This window comes from Psychrobacillus sp. INOP01 (assembly GCF_018140925.1).
Taxonomy (GTDB): domain Bacteria; phylum Bacillota; class Bacilli; order Bacillales_A; family Planococcaceae; genus Psychrobacillus.
The window spans coordinates 4,107,814-4,131,712 of sequence record NZ_CP073315.1 but is presented as its reverse complement, the minus strand read 5'-3'; the positions used below and the strand labels follow the sequence as shown (position 1 = coordinate 4,131,712).

The 23,899-nt window shown below is 33.9% G+C and carries 26 protein-coding genes; 5 read left to right on the top strand and 21 right to left on the bottom strand.

What is annotated here, in order from left to right; all coding sequences use genetic code 11:
- Positions 1–21 precede the first annotated feature (21 nt).
- From KD050_RS20295 to KD050_RS20285, 3 genes are all read right to left on the bottom strand, one after another.
- A complete protein-coding gene (locus KD050_RS20295; protein ID WP_211894098.1) occupies positions 22–861 on the bottom strand; it encodes a DegV family protein in 840 nt (279 codons plus the stop codon).
- A 237-nt stretch (positions 862–1,098) separates the two neighbouring features.
- Positions 1,099–1,587 (bottom strand): dihydrofolate reductase, encoded by a 489-nt coding sequence (locus tag KD050_RS20290; RefSeq protein ID WP_211894097.1) that lies wholly within the window; start codon positions 1,585–1,587, stop codon positions 1,099–1,101.
- A gap of 21 nt (positions 1,588–1,608) precedes the next feature.
- Positions 1,609–2,553, bottom strand: a complete 945-nt coding sequence (locus KD050_RS20285; RefSeq protein ID WP_211896376.1) for a thymidylate synthase — start codon at positions 2,551–2,553, stop codon at positions 1,609–1,611.
- A gap of 381 nt (positions 2,554–2,934) precedes the next feature.
- Here KD050_RS20285 and KD050_RS20280 point away from each other — a divergent pair, with 381 nt between their 5' ends.
- The gene (locus tag KD050_RS20280; RefSeq protein ID WP_211894096.1) at positions 2,935–3,327 is read left to right on the top strand and encodes a hypothetical protein; all 393 of its coding nucleotides are present in this window, start codon (positions 2,935–2,937) and stop codon (positions 3,325–3,327) included.
- A gap of 339 nt (positions 3,328–3,666) precedes the next feature.
- Here KD050_RS20280 and KD050_RS20275 read toward each other — a convergent pair whose 3' ends face one another.
- The 9 genes from KD050_RS20275 to KD050_RS20235 all read right to left on the bottom strand — a co-directional run bounded on the left by KD050_RS20275 (position 3,667) and on the right by KD050_RS20235 (position 12,640).
- Positions 3,667–4,032 (bottom strand): YolD-like family protein, encoded by a 366-nt coding sequence (locus KD050_RS20275; RefSeq protein WP_211894095.1) that lies wholly within the window; start codon positions 4,030–4,032, stop codon positions 3,667–3,669.
- Positions 4,033–4,369: 337 nt separating this feature from the next.
- Positions 4,370–5,506 carry a zinc-dependent alcohol dehydrogenase gene (locus KD050_RS20270; RefSeq protein ID WP_211894094.1) on the bottom strand — a complete coding sequence of 379 codons (1,137 nt, stop codon included), beginning with the start codon at positions 5,504–5,506 and terminating at the stop codon, positions 4,370–4,372.
- Between the two features lie 24 nt (positions 5,507–5,530).
- Positions 5,531–5,893: a spore coat protein gene (locus KD050_RS20265; RefSeq protein WP_211894093.1), complete on the bottom strand. Its 363-nt coding sequence runs from the start codon at positions 5,891–5,893 to the stop codon at positions 5,531–5,533.
- A 16-nt stretch (positions 5,894–5,909) separates the two neighbouring features.
- Positions 5,910–6,116, bottom strand: coding sequence for a spore coat protein (locus tag KD050_RS20260; protein ID WP_093061030.1), 207 nt, complete (start codon positions 6,114–6,116; stop codon positions 5,910–5,912).
- Positions 6,117–6,882: 766 nt separating this feature from the next.
- Positions 6,883–9,405 carry an EAL domain-containing protein gene (locus KD050_RS20255; protein WP_211894092.1) on the bottom strand — a complete coding sequence of 841 codons (2,523 nt, stop codon included), beginning with the start codon at positions 9,403–9,405 and terminating at the stop codon, positions 6,883–6,885.
- 386 nt (positions 9,406–9,791) lie between these two features.
- Positions 9,792–10,481, bottom strand: a complete 690-nt coding sequence (locus tag KD050_RS20250; RefSeq protein WP_211894091.1) for an N-acetylmuramoyl-L-alanine amidase family protein — start codon at positions 10,479–10,481, stop codon at positions 9,792–9,794.
- A 642-nt stretch (positions 10,482–11,123) separates the two neighbouring features.
- Positions 11,124–11,759: a hypothetical protein gene (locus KD050_RS20245; protein ID WP_211894090.1), complete on the bottom strand. Its 636-nt coding sequence runs from the start codon at positions 11,757–11,759 to the stop codon at positions 11,124–11,126.
- Positions 11,760–11,862: 103 nt separating this feature from the next.
- Positions 11,863–12,129: a hypothetical protein gene (locus KD050_RS20240; RefSeq protein ID WP_211894089.1), complete on the bottom strand. Its 267-nt coding sequence runs from the start codon at positions 12,127–12,129 to the stop codon at positions 11,863–11,865.
- Positions 12,130–12,358: 229 nt separating this feature from the next.
- On the bottom strand, positions 12,359–12,640 hold the full coding sequence (locus KD050_RS20235) for a hypothetical protein (protein WP_211894088.1): 282 nt from the start codon (positions 12,638–12,640) through the stop codon (positions 12,359–12,361).
- A gap of 757 nt (positions 12,641–13,397) precedes the next feature.
- On the opposite strand from KD050_RS20235, the gene KD050_RS20230 reads away from it, so the two are divergent.
- Positions 13,398–14,573, top strand: coding sequence for a tyrosine-type recombinase/integrase (locus KD050_RS20230; RefSeq protein ID WP_211894087.1), 1,176 nt, complete (start codon positions 13,398–13,400; stop codon positions 14,571–14,573).
- A 158-nt stretch (positions 14,574–14,731) separates the two neighbouring features.
- On the opposite strand, the gene KD050_RS20225 is transcribed toward KD050_RS20230, so the two are convergent.
- The 6 genes from KD050_RS20225 to KD050_RS20200 form a co-directional block, all read right to left on the bottom strand.
- Complete coding sequence (locus KD050_RS20225) at positions 14,732–15,301, bottom strand: YpjP family protein (protein ID WP_211894086.1); 570 nt, start codon at positions 15,299–15,301, stop codon at positions 14,732–14,734.
- Between the two features lie 345 nt (positions 15,302–15,646).
- Entirely contained in the window at positions 15,647–16,435 is a 789-nt protein-coding gene (locus tag KD050_RS20220) for a class I SAM-dependent methyltransferase (protein WP_211894085.1), read from the bottom strand.
- Positions 16,432–16,869, bottom strand: a complete 438-nt coding sequence (locus tag KD050_RS20215) for a BrxA/BrxB family bacilliredoxin (RefSeq protein ID WP_211894084.1) — start codon at positions 16,867–16,869, stop codon at positions 16,432–16,434. The genes KD050_RS20220 and KD050_RS20215 overlap by 4 nt, the downstream gene beginning before the upstream one ends.
- Positions 16,870–17,937: 1,068 nt before the next feature.
- A complete protein-coding gene (locus KD050_RS20210) occupies positions 17,938–18,039 on the bottom strand; it encodes a YjcZ family sporulation protein (protein WP_211894083.1) in 102 nt (33 codons plus the stop codon).
- 210 nt (positions 18,040–18,249) lie between these two features.
- Entirely contained in the window at positions 18,250–18,699 is a 450-nt protein-coding gene (locus KD050_RS20205) for a LysM peptidoglycan-binding domain-containing protein (protein WP_211894082.1), read from the bottom strand.
- A gap of 51 nt (positions 18,700–18,750) precedes the next feature.
- Entirely contained in the window at positions 18,751–19,023 is a 273-nt protein-coding gene (locus KD050_RS20200; RefSeq protein WP_211894081.1) for a hypothetical protein, read from the bottom strand.
- Between the two features lie 625 nt (positions 19,024–19,648).
- Here KD050_RS20200 and KD050_RS20195 point away from each other — a divergent pair.
- Positions 19,649–19,837 (top strand): hypothetical protein, encoded by a 189-nt coding sequence (locus KD050_RS20195; RefSeq protein ID WP_211894080.1) that lies wholly within the window; start codon positions 19,649–19,651, stop codon positions 19,835–19,837.
- Positions 19,838–19,957: 120 nt separating this feature from the next.
- Complete coding sequence (locus tag KD050_RS20190; RefSeq protein ID WP_211894079.1) at positions 19,958–20,497, top strand: GNAT family N-acetyltransferase; 540 nt, start codon at positions 19,958–19,960, stop codon at positions 20,495–20,497.
- A 408-nt stretch (positions 20,498–20,905) separates the two neighbouring features.
- Here KD050_RS20190 and KD050_RS20185 read toward each other — a convergent pair whose 3' ends face one another.
- A complete protein-coding gene (locus tag KD050_RS20185; RefSeq protein WP_211894078.1) occupies positions 20,906–21,331 on the bottom strand; it encodes a hypothetical protein in 426 nt (141 codons plus the stop codon).
- A 116-nt stretch (positions 21,332–21,447) separates the two neighbouring features.
- Positions 21,448–22,197 carry an alpha/beta hydrolase gene (locus KD050_RS20180; RefSeq protein ID WP_211894077.1) on the bottom strand — a complete coding sequence of 250 codons (750 nt, stop codon included), beginning with the start codon at positions 22,195–22,197 and terminating at the stop codon, positions 21,448–21,450.
- A 138-nt stretch (positions 22,198–22,335) separates the two neighbouring features.
- Here KD050_RS20180 and KD050_RS20175 point away from each other — a divergent pair, with 138 nt between their 5' ends.
- A complete protein-coding gene (locus KD050_RS20175; RefSeq protein ID WP_211894076.1) occupies positions 22,336–23,211 on the top strand; it encodes a LysR family transcriptional regulator in 876 nt (291 codons plus the stop codon).
- 14 nt (positions 23,212–23,225) lie between these two features.
- Here KD050_RS20175 and KD050_RS20170 read toward each other — a convergent pair whose 3' ends face one another.
- A complete protein-coding gene (locus KD050_RS20170; protein WP_211894075.1) occupies positions 23,226–23,642 on the bottom strand; it encodes a GNAT family N-acetyltransferase in 417 nt (138 codons plus the stop codon).
- Positions 23,643–23,899: the final 257 nt, after the last annotated feature.

The window sequence follows — 23,899 nt, the reverse complement described above, 5'->3', positions numbered from 1 at the left end:
GTGCTCATCCCTGCCTTTTATCTATTCAGTCATATACATAAATCCAATGGCACCGGGCCCTGTGTGTGTACTTATGACAGGTGATGTAAATGAAACTTTGATATCTAGGAATCCCGATTCTTTTATAAGGTTCATCAAAGGAGTAGCCATAGAAAATCCATTTGCATGAGAAATACCAACCGCTTTGACAACTTTTCCTTTTGTATCTGCAATATATCGATCAAATAAGTAATTGACAACTTGTTTGTGGCTTCTTACTTTTGCAATTGGTGTATACTCTCCACCTGCTAAGCTTGCAATTGGCTTAATAGAGAGTAAAGAACCAAGCATTGCCTTTCCTTTCCCAATTCGCCCACCTTTAACGAGGTTATCCAACGTATCAACGACGACGAACAAATCAGACTTACTGCGAATATCTTCTACTTTTTGAATGATAGCTTCTTTTGTTTCGCCATTTGAAGCCATCTTAGCCGCTTCCTCAACTTGGAACAATAATGCAAAGGAAATAAATTTCGAATCAATTACTGTAACATCTGATTCTGACATTTCGGCAGCAGCTTGAGCTGATTTTACAGTTCCACTCATGCCACCAGTCATATGTATAGAGATTACATGATCACCATCTTTACCAAGCTCGTCGTATAATTCCTTAAAGACCCCTGCTGATGGCTGTGAAGATTTTGGCAAATTCTTTGAGGTCGCCATTTTTTCTAGAAATTCTTCTGCATTAATATCCAATCCGTCAATAAATGATTCGCCATCAATTTGAATTGTCAAAGGTACGACATGTATATTATATTGCTCAATTAGTTCTGTTGTTAAGTCCGCTGTGGAATCAGTTACAATGTGAACTTTCGGCATGTGCTATCCCTTCCTTCCTACTTAATACTATTATAAGAAGAATACCGGTGTTCTGTAAACTATTTGCTTGTGGATCTTATCAATTCCATTGTTCCAGCATAAATAGAATGTAAATCATCTAAAAACTTTTTCGTATCATTTCGTGCAATTCTTTTAATAGTGTATGAAGGGAAAATGCTAATTTGAACGCTTACAAGAGATTTAATTATTTATTTTCCATTATATTTAAAATACAGCTTATTCCCTAACTTTTCTTTCATATACCAAATAAACATAAGTAATACCTTCTGGAGTTTTCATATCTTCAGTTGTTTCTACTAGCACCCATTCATCACTGTATGGTGGGAAAAAGGTATCCCCTTCAAAAGTTTGTTGAATAAATGTTATATAAAGTCTATCTGCTTTAGGCAAGATCGCACGAAAAATTTGTTCGCCACCAATCACCATTACTTCATCGTGGTGTTCAGAGGCTAGTTCAATGGCTTTTACCAAGTCGGTAACTACCTCTGCACCTGCTACCTGATAATCTGCGTTTCTTGTCACAATAATATTCTTACGACCAGGCAATACTCGTCCTATGGATTCGAACGTTTTTCTACCCATTACCATTGCTTTATCCATCGTCTTTTCTTTAAAATAAGCAAGGTCCCCTGGAATATGCCAAGGCATTTTGTTTTCAAATCCGATTACTCTGTTAGCATCATGCGCAACAATAAGTGATATCATTTGCTTCCTCCATAAACTTATTTAAACAGCAATTGGTGCTTTAATTCGTGGATGTGGATCATAACCCTCTATTCTAATGTCTTCTATTTCAAAATCAAATATAGACTCTTTCTGGTCATTTAATAACAGTTGTGGCAACGCACGAGGATCTCTTTCCAATTGCGTATTAACTTGATCCATATGATTTAAATATAAATGAGCGTCTCCTAAAGTATGGACAAATTCTCCGACTTCTAACTGGCACTCTTTTGCTATTAGATGGGTTAATAATGCATAAGAGGCAATGTTAAAGGGTACACCTAAAAACACATCAGCACTACGCTGATAAAGCTGACAAGATAATTTCCCATTTGCCACATAAAATTGCATGAAGGCGTGACATGGAGGTAAAGCCATTTCATCTACCTCTGCTGGGTTCCAGGCAGTAATAATATGTCTTCTAGAGTCAGGATTTTTCTTAATCTGATCTATGACATTTCGTAATTGATCTATAGTTTGCCCATCCTGAGAGGGCCAGGATCTCCATTGACGCCCATAAACGGGACCTAAATCACCAAACTCTTCTGAAAAAGCATCATCCGTTAAGATTTTTTCACAAAATATATCCATTTGCTGCTGCACAACATTGTTAAATTCAGGGTCCTTTGCTGCTCGAACTCCAAAATTTGTCATGTCAGGACCTGTATAATCCGTACTATTCACCCATTTTTCAAATGCCCACTCATCCCAAATATGATTATTAGCTTGAATAAGTGTCTTAACATTTGTATCACCCTTTAAAAACCATAGTAGCTCGCTTGCCACTAAACGGAATGCCGTCTTTTTCGTTGTAAGAAGTGGGAAACCCTCAGAAAGGTCAAATCGCATTTGATAGCCAAAGACACTTTTCGTGCCAGTTCCAGTCCGATCTCCTTTTTCGACTCCATTATCAATAATATGCTTACACAAAGTAAGGTACTGCTCCATATCATATCCCTCTTTTCTTTTTTTCATGCAAAAAAGCCCTCAACTAAGAGAGCCATTTTGGTGGTGTATTTTTTGACCAAAACACAATCCGTTTAGCAATGTATGCTTTTTTAATAACTAGCCCTAGAAAAATCAACGTTTTCTATCTATTGAATATTTATTATTTTATAACTTTAGTATATTATAGCATATCGTTTTGGGGTACGTTTGGGGTAAAAGTTATTTTTTTATTTGCTATAAGATTGCTCGTTCAGTTATACAGCTTTTAATTTTGGAAGGCTATGTTAAAGGCTTGGGTTGATTTTTGTGAGGTGGTTTTGTTTTTAAAATGTTACACTTAAACTAACGCGACAGTTTAATAAAAAAAATTGGGGTGAATTTTTGAAAAGAAACAAAGTAATAATTTTCATTATATCTGTGATTTTTTTATTGTGCTTAATGTGGATTTTATTTCCAAATAAAAATGCAGAAGTAAAAAGTTTCACCTATGAAATAGAGGAAAACAATGACGAACTTATTATTGAAGTTAACTATCAATTCTTTAACAATACAGGCAATTTTAGTTATGTAACTATTGTTTTAGACAGTTTTTTTTATGAACGACTTAAGAATCCAGAATCTATTGAACCCATTTTTTTAAATGGTGTAGTATCTGGTTCTACAAGAATAATTATTAATAAAGAGGACTTAACTTCAGACTTTATTGAATCGTTAAAATCAAAGGAAAGAAATCCTTTTCGTGCTATAAGTATAGGTGAAGAAATTAATTTGTAATAACTTAACTAACGGATGCGTTAGAAAAAACAATATCAAAGTAAAATGAGCAAGGAAAAAATTCCTAGCTCATTTTTATGCGTATTCAAAATCAACCTTTCCCTTTAACATAGCCTTTTGGAAAAACAACAAAACCACCTTCCATTAATCTGATTGGTGGTTTTTAGCTTCTTCTGCTCTATTCATGATTTCACATACCTTACCTAAAGCAATCAACTCATTCTTGACATTTGATCCAATGCACCTAGTATTAATTCTGAATCATATTTATCAAGCATTTCATTAAACAGTTCTTCAGTTCTATCCATCATTTCACAACCTTAATCCATAATAGTTACATCAACTATCTAATCTGATTGATAACAAATAAAAAGGATCTTGCATTTCTAATGTTCTTCTTTGGATATCGATACTCTCAATCGTTCCTCTGTTGTAGTAAAACTGACCATCCCTCCACAATTTTATTATAGTATCAGCTTTTTGTAACATAGATAAATCCAAACACTCCTGTATGGCTTCTAGATCCCATTCGTTCAAATCAGGACGTTCGTCTCTTTTGATTTCCACTGCGTACTCACGAATCATTTTCACATGCTCTGGTAACATCATTGCTACCCATTTTTTAGAACCACGATCAAGGTATTTAGCTGAATCGTAAACTTCTCTAAACTGTTTTTCAAATTCTGCACCTGATAATAAATTCATACCACAGCACGCTCCTTATGTATTATGGGAACAAATGCGAGTACATTTTCAATGATAAAAGTACGTTTGGCATTCCGTTTAAAACAAAACCCCTGGAATGTATCACCTTGAATCCTCAGGACTTTCACTCGCCTTTGGCTTATATTACCCTTTGAATCCATATACATTAACTCAACCATCTGATTACGTTTCATACATTTCATTAAATTCATACGCACACTTGTTCCCTCCTTTAGCTTTTTATTATACGAACATTCGTTTGATTTTACAACAAGTAAATTTTGGACAAATAAAAAAAGCACCTCATAAGAGATGCTCGAAAACTAACCCTCTATATTTACGGTTTTAGTACAACTTTTATACAGTCTTCCATTTTGGTGTCAAATACTTCATATCCATGCTTAGCTTGATCTAAAGGAAGTACATGAGTGACAATATCACTTGGATCAACCTTACCTTCTGCAATTAAATTATATATATGCTGCATGTAGTGAATAACTGGAGCTTGACCTGTCCTAATATTCACATTTCTTTGGAAGATGTCACCTAATGGGAATGCATTATAACGTGCCCCGTAAACTCCTGTAATTTGAATTGTTCCACCTTTGCGAACTGCTTGACTTGCAATTACTAGAGCTCCCATTGCTCCTCCTTGTAATTTCAGACCAGATGCAAGAAATTCCAGTGGAGTCATTTTTCCACTCATTCCTACGCAGTCAATGACTACATCTGCTCCCCCCTGTGTTATTTCTTTTAAATATTCACCACAATTTTCATGATCTTCAAAGTTAACAATCTCCACGTTATTCGTACGTTTTGCATGTTTTAAACGATAACCAACGTAATCAACTGCAATAACTCTTTTTGCACCTTTTAACCAAGCGAATTTTTGTGCTAACAGACCAACTGGACCGCATCCTAAAATTACGACCGTATCCCCTGCTTTCACTCCCGCATTGTCTACACTCCAAAATGCTGTAGACGCAGCATCTGCAAGTAGCACTAAACTTTCATCCGCTACTTCACTGTTTTCTGGAATCTTAAAAGGGGTAAAATTAGCATATGGAACTCGCATAAATTCAGCTTGACCACCTGGGAATCCTCCCGTCGTGTCTGAGTAGCCAAAATATGCACCCATTTCTCCATTTTCATTCGCATTGTCACATTGACTTTCTAATTCATGATTACAGTACCAACATTGACCACATGCTATATTAAATGGGATTATAACGCGATCCCCTTTTTTAACTTTCGTTACATCCTTACCGACTTCTTCTACAATTCCCATAGGTTCATGTCCAATAACATAATCCTCGCCAAGGTTTGGGATCATCCCATGAATTAAGTGTAAGTCTGATCCGCAAATTGCAGTAGTAGTCAGTTTAACAATGATATCATCCGCTTTTTGGATGCTTGGGTCTTTCACGTTTTTTACTTGAACATTTTTAACACCTTGAAAAGTAACAGCTTTCATTAATTAAATCTCCTTCTATATTCATTATTTCTTCGGTGGGCTTGGAAACATTCCTTTCCGATTTGTAACGCCCGGAAAGAGATTTAAATTAGCTATATCTACTGCATTTTGAGCGGATTTAATATCCAATTGTTTTTGAAGTTCCAAATCATATGGGTTTAACCATTGTTTTTTCATCATGAGATCTGCAATTTCGAAATATAAGGCAATGGTTACATCAAGTTGTTCCTGTAATAACTTTCTAATTGTAGGTGTTGCTGTTTCTGTCAATGCAATTGAAAGATTTCTAACCCCAGTTTTTGTTGATAACAAAAATTCAAGGGCAATACCTGAATCAGTAAGTTCGGGCATTCCAACAGAATTTATAGGATCTAAATAATCATTCATACGAACCGACCTCCGATTATTTTAACTCAGAATTTGAATATAGTTTTATCATTGCAGTTAAAGCTGGGATAGATTGTTTTACGTCCTTCTCCATTAGCGCTTTTAGATCTTGGTCAAAAACGATACCTTGCATCATTTTAGATTTAAGTAAACATACTGTCTTAAAATTTATTACTTCATGAAATTCCAGAGTTTCATGAAGTGCTAATTTTTTTTCAAACATTCCTGCACCTCCGAATATTTTCATCCATTGAAGATTGCCCCAAAAATGAAGCTTATATTCATTTGAGATCCTTAAATGGTGTGTGATGAAAAAAGTTTTAAAATCTTCATGAGAAATCTCCCATTTGACTTTTATTCATGACTAATCTTTAAACAGGTGCAAAATAACACCCCGAAATGACACTCCATTACAGCCTTATTTCCTTTATTCTTATTCAACTAACCTGCTGCGTTAGTTTAAGTGATAACTTTCACAATATCAGCGGTATTTTAAAAAATCAAATAATTCAGAAAAAAATCCTTTAGTTATATCTCCAAAGATATAATGCGGCATAGGTCCATTAACTGTGCACCTAAAAAGTGTGGAAGGAAGTTATTCAGGAAGTGTTCAAATAGGTTTACAAAAGAAGTTAAAGAAAAGTTATTTTCAAAGACTCCGCCGTATAATTGCAAAGTGAAATCTAGAGGATGGACTAGCGCAGGAAATTTATGAATACCCCTAATAGTTTCTATAGAATAAAAAAAGCGATCAACTCAATTAAGAGAAGGTCGCTATTTTTAAGCAATTTATTATTCTGTTCCTGCGATTTATTTGTAACTTTTAGTGAATTTTTTTGTTTGTTCCTTATTCACCTAAAGCACCTGCTAGTTCAATAAGAAATAAGAGTTGCCTAATTCCTTGCTCTTCTTAGGGTATGTCTGCGTTCCTTAAGGAAGCAACTTCCTTTGAGAGAATTCTTAGTTCAACGCTCAGGCTAACACTAACATTAATTGCGTAATTTTTTTATAAAAGTGTAACGATCCTCAGTTACAAAACTACAGTCAGGAACTAAAGGGGCATTGCGAAGCTTTAAAGCAAGTTTATTTAAAATTGGTGTAATCTCAGCACGTTCACTCTCATCGATGGCATATTCTAAGCCATATTGATAAATATAGGGTTTAATTTCATTCATCCAGACAATAGAGCCTAGTAGTTTAATAGTCTCTCCAAATAAGTAAGTCTCAAACTCAAAAATGATATTAGGATTTACTGTAAGCTTTAAATCTGTTATAAAGCGAAGACCACCTAATCCAATATCCTCGATTAATACTACTGTTTTTCCTACGGCCACCGTACGGCCATTGATTCGTGTAAGTGTCATTGAACCACTGAGCGGGAAATGAAGAGGGACTCTGAAAAACTCTCTTTTTTCCTCTAATGTTCGATTTCCTAATTTGAGGTCATTAGGTATATCAATTGTTCCAATCTTTAATAATTCTTCAAATTCAGTAGCTGGTAGAGGCTTTGAAAAAAAATATCCCTGAACAATCTTACATCCCATTTTCTTTAAAAGATTGTACTGCTCATAAGTTTCTACTCCTTCAGCTACAACGTTCATCTTCATTCTTTCTGCAAGTTTAATCATGGTTTGAGTGATGAAGTTCGATTCATTCTCTTCATCTGTACTCAATTCGGTAATAAAAGACCGATCAATTTTCAATGTATCGATATATTTTTTAAACTTTGTTAAATAAGAAAGTGATGAATATCCTGTACCAAAGTCATCTAAGGAAATAGTTATTCCTGTTCTAATGAGATCATTTAAAGTAGTCAACACTACTTTCTCATTTTCTAACATAGAAGTCTCAACAATTTCTATTTCGATAAACTCAGGATCAAGTTTGGTGTCTGCCAAAATCTCCTGAAAGTTACTAACAAGGTTTTTATCCAAAAATAGTTTTGCTGATAAATTCACAGATATAGGTATACGTGGTAAGCCCATTTCTTGCCAAGCTTTAATTTGCTTGGCTACCTTCCAATTCATTTTTTTGCCCACTTCAGCTATTAACCCATTTTCTTCAATAATCGGAAGGAACTCGTTTGGAGTTAATATCCCCCATTCTGGATGATTCCATCTAATTAGCGCTTCTGCCCCTATTATTTCATTATTCTCTGTGCTTACCTTTGGCTGAAAATAATACTCTAATTGATTCTTATCAAGTGCTAAACGGATGTCAGAACCTAACTTAAAAGCCCTAAATGTTCGAATATCCATTGTAGAAGAATATACTTTAAAAGTATTTTTCCCTTCCTGTTTTGCGTTATGTAAGGCTGCATCTGCATTTTTCATAAGGGAGATTGTATCCTCTCCATCATTTGGGAAAAGACTGATACCAATGCTTGTCGTCATAAATAGTCTATATTGACCCACGACAAATTGTTCTTCCATTGAACTGATAATTTGGTATGCTACGTCAATTATCATGTTGATAGTTTTACAGTCAGGTGAAATGATTGCATACTCATCTCCGCTCATCCTAAATAGTTGGTGTTCATCTCCAAGTACTATCTGGAGGCGTTTAGAAATAGCTATCAATAGTTCATCCCCAACACGATGTCCAAGCGTATCATTTGTATATTTAAATCTATCCAAATCAAGATACATAATTGCCAGCTTCTGATTCAATGTTTTAGCGATTACTAATTCCTTTTCCAAAGTTTCTTCAAAGGACTTTCGGTTTGGTAACTTTGTCAATTGGTCATAATAGGCAAGAAAATTGATCTTCTCCCAAGATTTTTCTCTCTCTGTTATATCTATAATTGTACCCAAAATTATCGGGTCCCTATTTATATAAATTAATTTGGAATGTGCTTCTATTCTTATCTCAGACCCCTCTTTACGAATTACACGACAATAATGTGTTATTCCGTCTTCTCCGTCTATTAACGAATCAAAGGTGGATTGGAGTTCATTAATATCTTCAGGATGAATATAATTAATAATATTGAAATTGACGTCAGGGTACTTAGTTCCTAGTAGTTGATGATAGTATGGATTACCATATAAGAGATGTTTGTCCTTTAAGATATAAACACCTACCAATGCTTCTTCCACAATAGCTCTAAATTTTGACTCCGACTCAAGTAAACTATTTTCAATTTTTCGAGCTTCAGATTTATCTATTATAATCCCAAAAGCACCGGTTACTTTACCATCTACAATCGCAGGAAGGAGTATAATATGAATCGGTATGCTCTTCCCGTTGTTGTTTATAAAGAAAGAGTCCATACTTTTTGGTTCTCCGTTAAGGACTTCTAAGAAGTTATTCTGATAATTTTCCTGTTCATTCTTTTCTAAATATTTGGTAAGTGGGGTAAGCGAAACTTCCTCAACCGAATAACCTATCACTTTAGAAAGATTTTGATTTGCATTAGCAATAACACTTTCTGTATCTAAAAAAAGTATTATATCTGGGCCATGCTCAAAGAAGGAATTGTAAAAAGTATCTTTATCTATATGCTTCGTCATGGAATAAACTCCTTACTTTTTGTTTATTTTTATATGAATATTCAAATAATTTTATTGTGATAACTGCTATTTTACCAAAAATAATAATACATAAGATAATTTCGCAAAACTTATAGTATAATCCGAAAATCTATTATGAAGCTACTCCGTATTGAGATACATTAAATTAGTTCTTATTTTTCAAATGTATAAATGCTTCTTCAACTAACCTGCATTAGTTGAAGTACATTCCTTCAAAATTTCTATAAATATATTAACATATATATCCGATAAAAAACATCTGAATTATAAGGAATATACAGGTATTATATTAATATTGTTGTATATGAAAAGGCAAATAAAAAAGCCCCACTCGAATGAGCAGGGCTACGATAGGTTCACTATTTTTATTTTACTCTCAACACTTGTCCGATATAAATTGTGTAATTGGCATCAAGTCCATTCCAGTCCTTAATCTGTTGTGCGTTACTACCGTATTTTTGACTTAATGAATACACAGTATCGCCACTCACTACCGTATGGTATACTGCCGTACTTTTCTTAGGAAGATTGAAACACTTAACAATTCCATTTACATGACCTCTCGCTAGAGATTCTATGAATGAAGCTGTTTTCAATTTTGCTGCATCAGTTGCATTATCGATAAACCCATTTTCCGTCAAAAGAGCTGGCATATTGGATTCACGAAGCACATGGAAGTTTTGTTGTTTCTTGCCACGATCAGTAAAGTTCACAAGCTTCAAAATTTCTGAATGGATATTGCTTTGATATGTCGTTGTTGGTGCTCCTGAGCCTGGATAAATGAAATCTTCATAACCAGTTCCACCACCGGCATTAATATGAACAGATAGGAAGAAATCAGCGCCCCATGAGTTAGCTTGGTTTGTACGAGCTGCAAGTGATGGGAATGTATCCCCTGTTCTACTCATTAATACAGATACGTTATTGTATTCAGCTAGCAAAATATCTCGAATCCTTGTAGAAATTTGTAGAGTTAAATTCTTTTCTTGTAAACCATTTCCTACTGCACCTGAATCTGTTCCGCCATGTCCTGGATCAATAAATACTTTTACCATTAATAATCACCTCATATTAGTTTTTGTATTGCTATTTACAAATGCTTGTACCCTTTTATAACAAATTTGAATTTCACATGACAATCACCTCCTTCAAAATAAAAAGCCACCCAGAAGGCAGCTTATTTTAAATGTCATCTATTTTTCGCTTTCCCTCGCCGCTTCCAATTGTGCGTCAACCTTACTTCCTGTTAATTCTTCACTTATTATTTTTTTAAATGTTTCAGCTTCGACTTTTTGTGATTCCACGACTTTTAATTTCGCCGCAAGTTTGCCGGTACTAATACTCCAAGTTCGGCACAGTTTTCAAGATGCGATATAAAAAAGAACGGTAGCATATGTAATCGCTCCGTTCATTCCAAGTATTTGATCCATTACGTTAGCTAACACAATGACTAAGAGTTAAAAAGAGCACCCATATAGGAGCGCTCTTTTTCAAAGGAGAAAACTTAAAAGAACATTTATCGTCGGTTCTTTATACTCTTACTATAATTAGTGTTTACATCCGGCTTTGATGTATCCGTCTGCAATACCTACTATCATTCCGAAAAATCTAAAGAATTTATGAATAATCTTGAACATAGGCATCACCACCTTTTATGTATAAAAAAAAGCCATATCATGATGACGTGACTAAGATTTTTATTTTATTAATTCCTTCTGAATTTTATTGATATGCCGATTAAATTGTGCTTCAAAGAGTTTAAAATCCCTTTTCTTTACCGATTGCCTTAAATCTTCTAAAGAAAGTGATTTATGTTCTATTGGTAAATGAGTGAATCCAATAATTTCAATATACATGTTGTTTATTTGTCTACTAAAGTTTAGAAAGTCAATATTATGATCATTCCGTAATATATCATCATTGATTTTATCCACTTTATTAACTATATATCGTAAATCATATTCTCTAACTTTTAATATTACATCAATGTCATCGATATCTAGTTTAATAAATTCACTTTCAAGATGTTCAACAAAATTTATTATGTCTTCATTTAATATTTTTAGTTTTTTTAAGGTATGCAAGATTTGCTCTTTGCTTTGTTTTTCTTCTTTTCTCTTCTCGTGTTGAAATTGTTTATTCATTTGATTTGAAGCAACAAAATAGGCACCTAAAGCCCCAGCAAATCCACCCACCATACTTAAGATTCCGCTTATAATAGTAGCTTTATCTCCACTCTGAATTCCAAATGCTTGCATTAGCAATGCATATATCGCTATTAAGAATCCAATTACTGATAGTAATAAAATTGTGACTACAAATTTGTTATACAATTAATTCGCCTCCTCACTAATCATAATGTGAATGGAAATGATTGTATGTAACAAAAATTTGATTTAATAAAAAGCCACACCTATTCAGATGTGACTTCAATATTTATTTCTCTTCTTTAAACTTGCTCTGATGAAATTTACTAATTTCTATTTCAAAGTAAGTATATAAATCAAGTGCTTCTTTCTTTGTAATATTATATTTTTCAGAAATGTATTCAGAGACAGGTTCATTGTATTCTTCTAGAAATATTTTTTCCACATCACCTTTAATATCATCATACTTAGCTCTCATATCTCTATAAACATAAGCATGTTGAAAAGTATCGATAAAAACTTCAGTTTCAGGATCTCTTTGATTTTCAATGCTCATGTTTACATCTCCTCCATATTTAATAATATTTATAATAATGCGAATTTATATAATTGTCACTAATATTTTAAAATAATTAAAGCATCTGAACAATTAAGTCCAGATGCTTTGTCATATACATATAACTCTTCTGCCACCCTACATTCCTCCCCTGTCATTTTAATGTTTCTAAAATATAGAAAATATTACAAAAAATATAAATTTTCCTATTGCACGTGAGTGCCATAATTTAATATTTGCCTGTCTTCATAAACGTTCGTGTTTCTTTTATTTCTTCTTTTAATCTTTCGGTCGCAGTATCTAAAGATTGTTGATTATCCACTTTGCTAATGAGACTATCCATTAACGTGTCCAGTAATCGTTCATCATCACTTAATTCACCATCAACTAGCTTTGAATCATACTTTGCTTGGTATTCAATAAGAATGTCCCATTCTTCGATTGTCGGCTCTCTATCCCTCTCTATTGAGGTTTCAATAGTAGTAAGAACCTGTTCAACGTCCTTATGCATTTCTATTGTAATGTTCTCATTAACTGATCCACATGCTCCTAATAGTAAAGTTATTGTAAGAAGTATTAATAATCGTTTAATGTAACTTCCTCCTTGATTCGTATATTGTTATCATACAATTCGGATTTGGTAAATAGAATGATGATAAATAAAATATGGTGTAAGAATCAGATAATTAAAAAAGCACCTAGACCATTTGCCTAAGTGCCTCTTTTCAAAGGGATAAAACTTTAAAGAACTTTTTTTGTCGGTTCTTTATACTCTTATAGTAATTGATTTTTTCAATTTCTCATATTCTATATCACCAGGTTTCAAGTTGCCCCTTTGATTATATGGCGCTGGTGTTAGATCGATAATTTTCTTTTTTTCTATCTTAAATGTATTTTCCCTCCTGATTTTGCACGAAAAAAAAGCCCCCACTATACGTGAGCGTCTTATATAAATATATTAAGTTAGTATAACTACCACACCACCACTAGCGTGCACATGGTCTCTTTGTTTCAATTATAATTATGTTTTCTTATTTTGCAACTCGATTGTCATGTAAGTGTCATTTTATTTAAAAATGTAATACTATTACTTTAATTTCTTCTGTCTAAATTTCTCCATATTTCGTATTAACTCTTCTGTAAAGCTGCCCATTATTTCATTCGTTTTCCCCATATTAATATCATCTTCACTATCAACCGACAATAATAAGGATAATGAAATCAGATATTTCGAGAATGTAACAGCATATGTGAAAAGAGGTGTGGGGATGGCTCGTGAAAAAATGACTAAAACCAAATTAGATAGCATTTACTGGTATAAGTATGAAAATAAGAAGAAGTTTGCATATCGCTATAAGTATTATGACAAACACGGTATCCGACGAGAAAAGACTAAACAAGGCTTTGATACGATTGAAAAGGCTGAACGCATGCTACTTGAGATCAAGGCCGCTATATTAGATGGCAATATCAGTCTAGTAGAAAATGATAATTTAACAGTGGATCAATTGAATCATATTTACGTTGATGCTATGAAATCGAACTGGAAACCGACAACTGCTCGAAACCATGAGTATATCATGGAAAAGTATATCCTAAAGTTGATTGGTAATCATAAGATCAAGAACGTCACTACACTCATTTTACAAAAGGAAATATTTGACCCGCTGATGAAACAAGGCTTTACTGTAGGCACGCTTGTAGCGATTTACCGACGGATTAGTTCAATATTTAATTTTGCTGTCAAAAATGAAATATTGGGTAAAAAAAGATTTGCTACCCCCAATATTAAAAATGCTGCTGAAGGAATTAAGCGTGAAGCTATTCCTGTTGAAGATATAGATAAAATATTAGAAATTATTCGAACTAAATATAAAATTTCTCATTTTACCTGTATTTGTATTTTAGTATTAACCGGAATGCGTATTGGAGAATTGAGGGCTTTAAAATGGTCTGATGTAGATTTCGTGAATAATGTACTTTACATCACTGAAACGAAAGACCGTTATGGTACAAGGGATCCTAAGACGAAAAATAGTATTAGAAAATTTCCGATGAACAAAGGCATTAAAAAGGTATTGCTCGAATACAAAGTTTGGTTTGATGAAAAGATGGAACGATTTGAATTTCGATACCCTGAAGGATACGTCATTGTAAACTATGCCGGAAACCCTGTCGGTGAACGTTTTTTAAAACGAATTATCGATTTAGTTTGTGAAAGGGAAAAAATCAGCCACTTTACCCCCCACTATCTTCGACATACCTTTGTATCGATTCAATTATCAAATAATGTTCCGATAACAACTGTTGCAGCTTTGGTCGGTGACACACCTGAAACTGTTTACAAAACTTATACACACTCGTTTGAGAAAGATGGAATAGCAGCTTCGCATATTATGGACGGGATTATTACACTCAATCCATTTGATGAAAACGAAGAATAAGCAATTTTGGGGTACAATTTGGGGTACAGTGTCTTATTCATAATTTCTATATATCCTTAACTAAAATTTCAAATACAAATTCACCTATTAGAAACACTGATATATCAACGTTTCCAAACAAAAAAACACTCATTTTTCACATGAGTGTTTTGGCTTTTTTAAGATAACCATTTTGGTGGTGTGTTTTTTGACCAATATATGTCACCTAGCACATAATGTTTAGAGTACTTATCTTCCGCCAAGTGATAATGGAAATTGAAATAATATCCTTCTTGCGGTTTTTTATCCGTTCTTACGTGAAAACGAATCAGATCTTTTTTAGTTGAATCATTAAAAATATTAAAAATCTTTTCGTGGTAATCTCCAGATGGTTGCTCGGAGATAGCTAAACGAGTTATTTCTTGATCGGTTGCTTTAGCAATAGTCATATCAATTGCTTCTTGCATCTTCGGAAAGATAACATCGTCAAACTCATGTTGAATCACTGGCCCTATTCGATTACCGAACTTTATGTAAGCTTGTTCCCTGGCAGCATCCGTCATGTTTTCATAAACGGAGGATTCATCTGTTATTGTTACTTGTTCATAATCATGTACATCAGAAGAAATAGCCCTAGAAGGACTTTTTGTGTCTAATATTTGCTCCCATATGAAATGGCTAGGAGATATTAGACCAAATGTTAGCAATGCAACAGTTATAATTATTGACTTTTGGAACCATTTTTTCATCCTATTCACCTTCAATATTGGACAATTTTAGTAAAACTCTTCATTCTATTAAACGTTTTGACGAACTAAAGGTTTCATCTTCTTACTATTCATTGTACAATAAAATGTGTAAACATACCACAGAGCTTTTTGAACAAAGGAGGAAAATCACGATGGACGCAGGATTAGTTATAGGTATCGGATTTTTATTTTTATTAGCATATTTAACATCACTTAACTTTACAGATTGATTTGATTGTTAGTTACACCTTATTATTGAATGTTTCTTTGAGAGTCGTGGCTATTGCCATGGCTCTCTTTTCTTTTTGATAATATGGTGAGGGTTGTCTATTCATCGTATGCTACTTAGGTTACTTCTAAATCTATAATTCCATAATGAAATTTAGAAGTTAATCTAATTTCTCGTTTAAAATCAAATTGATCAAATAGTGGTGATTTGAAATGTGCTTTTAATACAACTTTTTTTCTTGCAAGTCGCTTTGCCTCAGCCACCCACTCATCGCTCAAAGAATCATGGGCACCAGCTTCTCTTAAAGCATGGAAATTGGAAGACTCTTCAATAACATCTTCGAACATTGGATCTATATAAACTACATCATAGGAATTGGAAGCTGCTCCTTTCATATAAGCAACTGCATCTTGATGGATTAGGTGTATATTACGCATACTTTTTAGTAATGACTCATTATTCGTTGCGTAATTTTTTAAACCAACATCCACAATAAAGGCAATAGTCTGTTCCTTTTCACATGCATGTACAATTCCTGAGTCCCCTACAGCATATGAAGCAATTATGCTATCTGAGCAAAGGCCAGCTGTCGTATCTAAAAAATGATCGCCCTCTTTTAATCCTACTACTTCTAAAAATGAATCTTCCTCTCCATTTAATAGCCTTTTAATACGAAACGCAGCAGAATTAGGATGAAAGAAAAAAGGAGAAGTGGAACCGTATGTATACAGTTCCAATCTCTCTTTGCTCACAACGAGCACATTTGCATGCTGTTCTTTTTGTATGGTAGAAACGGATTTCTTTTGACGTTTTATATACGGTAAATTTAATAATTTAGAAATCTCGTTTGCTTTTAACATATATTCTTCATTAGTTCTTCCAGCTGTTGTTACAACAGTGTTCATGAAGAAACGACTTGTGAAAGTACGCCAGATAGATGATCTTTGATAGTCTCCATCGAGTTACTTTCAATTTGTTCACGTGGGATAAAATAAGCTAACTCATCATCTTTCCAAATGGCAATAGATGGTGAACTTGGCGGCACATCCTCAAAATAACCTCGCATTGCCGCAGTAGCCTCTTGATCTTGTCCAGCAAAAACAGTAACTAAGTTTTCAGGTTTAACCTCTAACTCATTTAATGCATTAACAACAGCCGGTCTAGCTAATCCAGCAGCACATCCACACACAGAATTTATAACGATTAAGGAAACGCCACTTGCAGTAGACATATGTTCTTGTACATCCTCAGGTGTAATAAGTTCTTTAAATCCCGCCCCCGTTAATTCACTTCTCATCGGCCCTACAATACCTCGCATATACTCATCGTAAGCATTCATGTTTTCGCCCTCTTTCTTTTATATTCACATATCCTATTATAACAACATTTTTACCGCATAAGCTAATACCCTGTTTTCGTCTTTTTACATACTCTTTCGGGATTTTTGTGACTTTTTGGTGATTTTCTTGTTCAAGCAATTTTTTTTTGCACCATTTTAAACAAAATTTGCATGTTACCCTAATCTTTCTAATTACATAATTAAAAAACCACCTTCCTTTTTACGGTAAGTGGTTTTCTACTATTACCATTTTGGATTTATTATCGCTCTCTAAACCTTTCCAGCCTGAAGTTGTATGTCGTATTTTTTCATGATTTCATCTCAAAATATCTATACTTTCGATGGTTCCACTTTTATAGATAAACCTAGCATCCCTCCATAATTAAATTTTAAAATTGACTTTGCTCAAAAAAGCTAAATTTAAGCAATCCTGTATTGCTTCTAAATCCCATCCATTTAATTCAGGACGTGGGTCTCTCTCTTTGAATCTACACTGAATTCACGTAACAATTTCACATGTTCAGGTAACACCATTGCTACCCATTTTTTAGCACCACGGTCTAGTCTAGAAACTTAGCAGATTCAAATACCTCTAAAAAGTGCTCATTAAAATATTACTCATCACCCATACCACTGCACGCTCCTTGTTAACGACTGGAACAAATGCAAGTACATTATCTATTTTAAAAGTCCTTTTTGTTCCCCTCAAAAAACAATAAGCTTGGAAAAAAACGTGAAATGCTCATAACCTTTACTTTTCGTTACTGATTACCCCATTATTTTTCATATAAATCATATAAACAATTTGGTTCTGTTGCATGGACTTCGAAAATTCCTTTGTAGTATACGAACATTTATTTGGTTTTACAATAAATAAATTTCGTACAAATAAAAAAAGCGACCAACTCAATTAAGAGAAGGTCACTTTTTTAGAAGGGAAGATACTAAATGGGAAGCATCTATCATTTTAATTAAATTCGTTAGGTACAGCGGACAAAATTTACCCAATGACAAAATAGTGATGATTACTTGGCTAAACTTCCTCTCTTAATCTCGAAAGTATTAGTATTAATAAATAAAACTTGCTCCTACAATAATTAGTAAGATAAACAACACTACAATCAACACGAAGCTCGATCCTTTATTTCCATATCCACTGTATTCAGACATCATATATCCCCTCCTTTCATATTACTATTTTTATATTATGAAAAAATTTTGTTAAGGATAAGGTAACTTAGCTTACATTTAAGAAATTAATGCGTAGGTTTATTTAATGCCTCTTTCAAATAAGAGCAGAACTCAGAGAAGCTGATTTTAGACCAGTAGGTTGAAGCTTAAAAAGCCCCGCACACAATAGTGAGCAGGGCAATATATTTTTTAATTTAATCTCAACACTTGTCCAATAAAAATTGTGTAATTGGCATCAAGACCATTCCAATCTTTAATCTGTTGCGCTGTTCCGCCATATCTTTGACTTAATGAATACACAGTATCACCACTCACTACCGTATGGTATACAGTCCTACTTTTCTTAGGAAGATTGAAACACTTAACAATTCCATTTACATGACCTCTTGCTAGAGATTCACTGAATGAAGCTGTTTTCACTTTTGCAGCATCAGTTGCATTATCGATAAACCCATTTTCCGTTAAAAGAGCTGGCATATTGGATTCACGTAACATGTGGAAGTTCTCCTGTTTCTCTCCACGATCTGCATAATTAACAAGCTTTAAGATTTCTGCATGAATAGTATATTGATAAGTAGTAGTAGGCGTACCTATTCCTGGGTAAATGAAATCCTCATATCCTGTTAGAAGTAGTCTCATCCATCAACTCGTTGATGCAGCAGATTATTTAGGAAATGTAAACATTTCTACTCAATCGGCTTTCGGTGTGACGTATAATGAAAACTTCTTAAAAAAATGTGGTATTAATGCACGGTGATATCCCACACGGTACTGTTTATTCAACGCCAGCAGACAACCTAGTGACCGCTTATGCGTTAACGCCCAGTTTTTAGCATTGCCATCTTGTAATCCTTCGCCTATTGCTGTACCTGTTTTTAATTGAGCAAGCAATTTAGAACGTACACCTTTTGAATTTCGTTGTTCAAATTGGATTCTGTCATCGTAATGCTTTTTCGAATCCATAATTCTGGATATCCTCCATCGGAACAGCTTTACTTTTTTTATCCCACGTTAATTCTAGTGTTGGTCCATCTTCCATTACTTCTTCAGGCAAAGGAATGATGGCACCTGGTTCGTTTTTAACGTGTAACGACACGATATAGGTAATATAAAAAAGCCTGTTTAACGTCTATTGCTCAAAGACAAGGTTTTGTTTAATCTTCAATTGGCTTATTAGGTTAAAAGAGGAAACGGAAATTCATGCAATCTACTCTATAATAAGAATATAAGGTTCCGTTGGTTGGTAAGCCTTATTTTCTCCTTAAGCACTCACATATGTGGGTGTTTTTTCTATTTCTTCAGTTTTGTTGCTTCGCTATTTATCGATAGCTCGAAGATATGATTACCCAATCCTTTCTCGAATCTGACCTAAAGAAACGCAAGTTTAAGAGAATTTTTCGGAGTCAATCCACCATTCATGGAATTTTATTATGCCAAATCTTGTAATAGCGAGAATAGCAACAGAACTTCCTTACTAAAATATTGCTAAAGTATTCCTAGTCATTTCGGATTTTTTGTTAATCACCAGATATCCCATCCATTTGAATAAATTCAAGCAAAATGGTTAATGCTTCTAAAAAAGAAGAAGGTGAACACTATTACTAAATTCGAATTGACATTAAATGATTTTTATGTTGAAACACTCCACGAAATAGTTAGACAATTCAACGAGCTTGTTCCTGAATATGCTACTTATACATATTCAGCACAAGATGTTATTGAATTATTAATCATTCGTGAACATGTTAACAGTGAAATAAAAACTACTAGACCTTGAAAAGGGTCTATTTTTATAGTGACAATCTTTGGTCTGTATGCGCATCAACTTATTAGATTATCTTCTTTTTTCCTTATGATATAATAGATTAGATTTATTTCTTATAGAAAGGAAGATTAGATGTCCAAAATCTTAAATGTATACATACGACCGCTTGTTCATTCAGATGCTGTCGACCTACTAAATTTAGAAAAAAAAAATCGAGCTTTTTTTGAAAACTATTCTATAACTCAACCAGAAAATTACTGGACTTTAGAAACCCATAAAGAATTAATTGAAAAATGGGAACAAAATACAAAACAGGAGTTAGAATATCGATTTGGAATTTTTAAAATCGACGGGGATGTTCTTATTGGTACTATAGGTTTGTTTCAAGTTTTACGTGGACCTCGCCAAAGTGCGCTTTTGGGCTATTCTTTAGACAAAGAACATAATGGCAAAGGTTATACTACCGAAGCTACTAATCTAGTTGTTGATTATGCCTTTGAAAATCTAAACTTGCATCGAATTGAGGCAGGAGTGATGCCAGATAACATAGGTTCCATACGAGTTTTAGAAAAAGCTGGCTTTCATAAAGAAGGAGTAGCAAGAAAAAATGTTGAAATTAACGGACGTTGGGAAGATCATCAGATGTTAGCAATATTAAATCCAAATCACTAACTCTGCTAATTTCATTTGTTTAATTCACCCACTCGCATGTGATAACTACGAGTGGTTTTCCTTATAATTTAGTGAAACCCTACTGTCATACTTCTTTGAACACGGGACTTATGAAAAGAATAATTATATAATTTCTTATTATGAAAAAGAACGCCGATAATAGGCGTTCCTAGATAATTTATTAAAAATTATACAAGAATAAATTAGATAAGAAACTCTATCATTGCTCGTTCAACATTTGTTTTTACCTTTATTTCACTAATATCAATTCCAAGACCAATCATAGTTTGCGTAACTTCAGGTCGGACTCCAGTTAGTATTGTCTCAACACTTAATAGCTTGAACGCACTATTAGTTTGAAAGTCTGATCAAGAGGCTGGGAATCCTTCAAAACTGTTTAATCTATAATCATTTAGACAGTTCTTTATAAGCCAAAACTTTTAAAGCAAGCATCTCTTCTTCAGTCAGATTGCTTTCTAACTTATTAAAAATTTCCTGTTTTTCTTCTGCGGTCATTCCATTTTGTGCTTTTGATTGGATTTCTCGGATTTCACCAATGCCAAATTTTGTAATTAGGGCTCTTGTGGCTTCTTCTTTTGTTTGGTAAGGAAGCTTGCTACTATCTACATCCTTACCCTCTGCTATAAATTCCTGAAGCTCAGGATCATTTTCAATTTCCTCTTTTATCGTTTCAAGCTGCCCGCTATCCTGTAGTTCTATAGATACCTTTTCCATCACTTCATCTGCAACTAGCTTTGGTCCAAAATAAAAAGCTGCTACTACGATAATCCCCAAAAAAATGACAATGCCAAAAAGTACTTTGATAAACTTCAACGGTATACCTCCCAGATTATGATTACTAATATCATACTACAATCACGATAATAAAAAACCTTTTACATATCCAGCGCATTTACACGCTCTTAAGTAAAAGGTTTTTTGAGAACTTATTAGGAAGCAATCCACTCAACTTGATTGAGAAATTCGTATACATCTTCGCATACTTTGTCTTTCTCTTTTCCAACTGTAATTATATGGCCAGATTCTTTATACCAAATGATTTCTTTTTCATCTGTTTCTACTTGTTCATGAATGTAGGAAGCACTTTCTTTGTAGATATCATCATCTAAGGACCCCTGCATGACTAAAGTTGGTGAATTGATGAATTGTAATCCACTACAAGTAACTTCTGTTATTTCATGAACTCCGCTAAAAGATTCACTGTTAGTATTCTTCAATGTCGCTAGTTCCTCTATAATTTCTTCTTTTGATTTACCTTCAAATGATTTATAAATTTTAGCATAATTGTATAAACGGTCAAATAGCCCATCGGTGCCGTTTCGCTTAATAGGAGCACACATAGATACAACGGCTTTTACAGGGAACTCTTCTGCCACTTTCAAAGAGAAAACTCCTCCTAGTGAAATACCAGCAACAGCAATTTCTTCATATCCTAGGTTTTTTAAATGATTATACCCATCAACTACATCCTGCCACCAATCAGTTGGACTTGTTAATAACAATTCTTCTGGTGTAACTCCGTGTCCTCTGTACATAGGAGCATGACAAGTATAGCCTCTTTTTTGTAAATACTGCCCTAATCTTTTTACATCCTTCGTGCTCCCTGTAAATCCATGAAGCAATAATACTGCTCTTTTCCCGCCTTCTAATGTAAAAGCTTTAGGTGCTACAACTTTCATTTGAATATCCCCTTTGTTTCATTAAAGTATTAATCTGTTGAACTAATAGTAGCATTGACTATTCATAATGTATAATTTATTATTTTTATTAAATCAATACCTTTTATGCATGTATAAAACGGATAGGGAGTGATTCAAATGGAATGGCAACGATTAGAATATTTTCAAACACTTGCAAAGATTCAACATATGACAAAAGCCGCTGAAATACTCGCTATTTCTCAGCCCGCTTTAAGTAGATCTCTCGCAAGTTTGGAGCAAGAAATTGGTGTACCATTATTTGATCGACAAGGTCGCTCAATCATCTTAAATAAATACGGACAGCTGTTTTTAATGAGGGTCAATAGAATAATGAAAGAAATGGAGGATGGTTTAGAGGAAATCCAACATACTATTAACCCTCAACACGGAGAAGTTTCACTTGGATTTTTACATACATTAGGTACAAGTACTGTTCCTAATATTATTCGTGCTTTCCATAAGGAGCATCCTCATATCACCTTTCAATTTCAACAAAATCATACACACACACAGTTGAAAGAACTAAAACACGGTAACCTAGATCTATGTTTACTTGCGTCCATGGAAAACGAGAGTCCGATTGAATGGACGGAACTCTGGCGAGATGAATTATTTGTGATAGTGCAAGCAAACCACCCCCTCGCTTCACGTAAAAGCATTAAGCTAAAAGAAATAGCGAACGAATCATTTATAGGATTAAAAAAAGGCTATGCACTTCGAAAAACAACAGATGAAATCTTCGAGAATGAGGGGTTAAAACCTAATATTTCCTTTGAAGGAGATGAAGTCGCAACTGTTGCAGGATTCATCGCTGCAGGACTGGGGTATTCCATTTTACCATATGGAGGAGAAATGGATAGGATGACTAAATTAAGAATTGAAGATGCTACATACGAACGTGTAATAGGGATGGCAGTAGTTAAAAATCGCTACCTATCCCCCGCCGCTAGATTATTTCACCAATTCGTTTTAAATTATTTTTTAGCAAGGTAGCGTTTTAAATCTATTTACATCTTTCTGTTATTAAATACACAAAGGAATCGCTCTACTCCTGGGTATTTTTCACCAAGACTTGTTATTGTAAATCCAATAGAAGCATAGAAATTTACCGCATCCTTATCCGTTTCTGCAAAAATAGAATCTATTTGAAATTTCTCGATAATATAAAGTATCATACTCCTACCAATTTGTTGCTTTCTACTGATTGGGTTAACAGCTATATGTTTTATTTCACATTTACTTTCAGTATCAAATTCTATCCCGATACAGCCAACAATGTTATTTTTAATAATCATTCCATACAACATTCTATTAGCTGATAGAAGATAAGCATTATATTCAGCTTCAATTTTACCATCAGTAGTCGCATAAGAAAGCAATTCCCATACTTTTGGATTGATTATCTTTGATTCGATTAATTGCACAGTCTATCCTCTCCTTATTCCTTAATAGGGGTAATTTGACCATATTTCTTTTCTGATGACAACAGTTGATATCTTGACAGAAAATTAAATAATAAGTAGATTTAACCTATCGATATCTTACATATTAATAAGGGATTTCGTTAGCATTAGCAATCTATAGGATGTGCGCCTTGCTAGCCGCAAGAGCGAAGAATGAGACTTCGAAAAGGATGTAAAAGCGATAGCATGCAGTCGGCTTTTTTAATCAAAACGCAAAA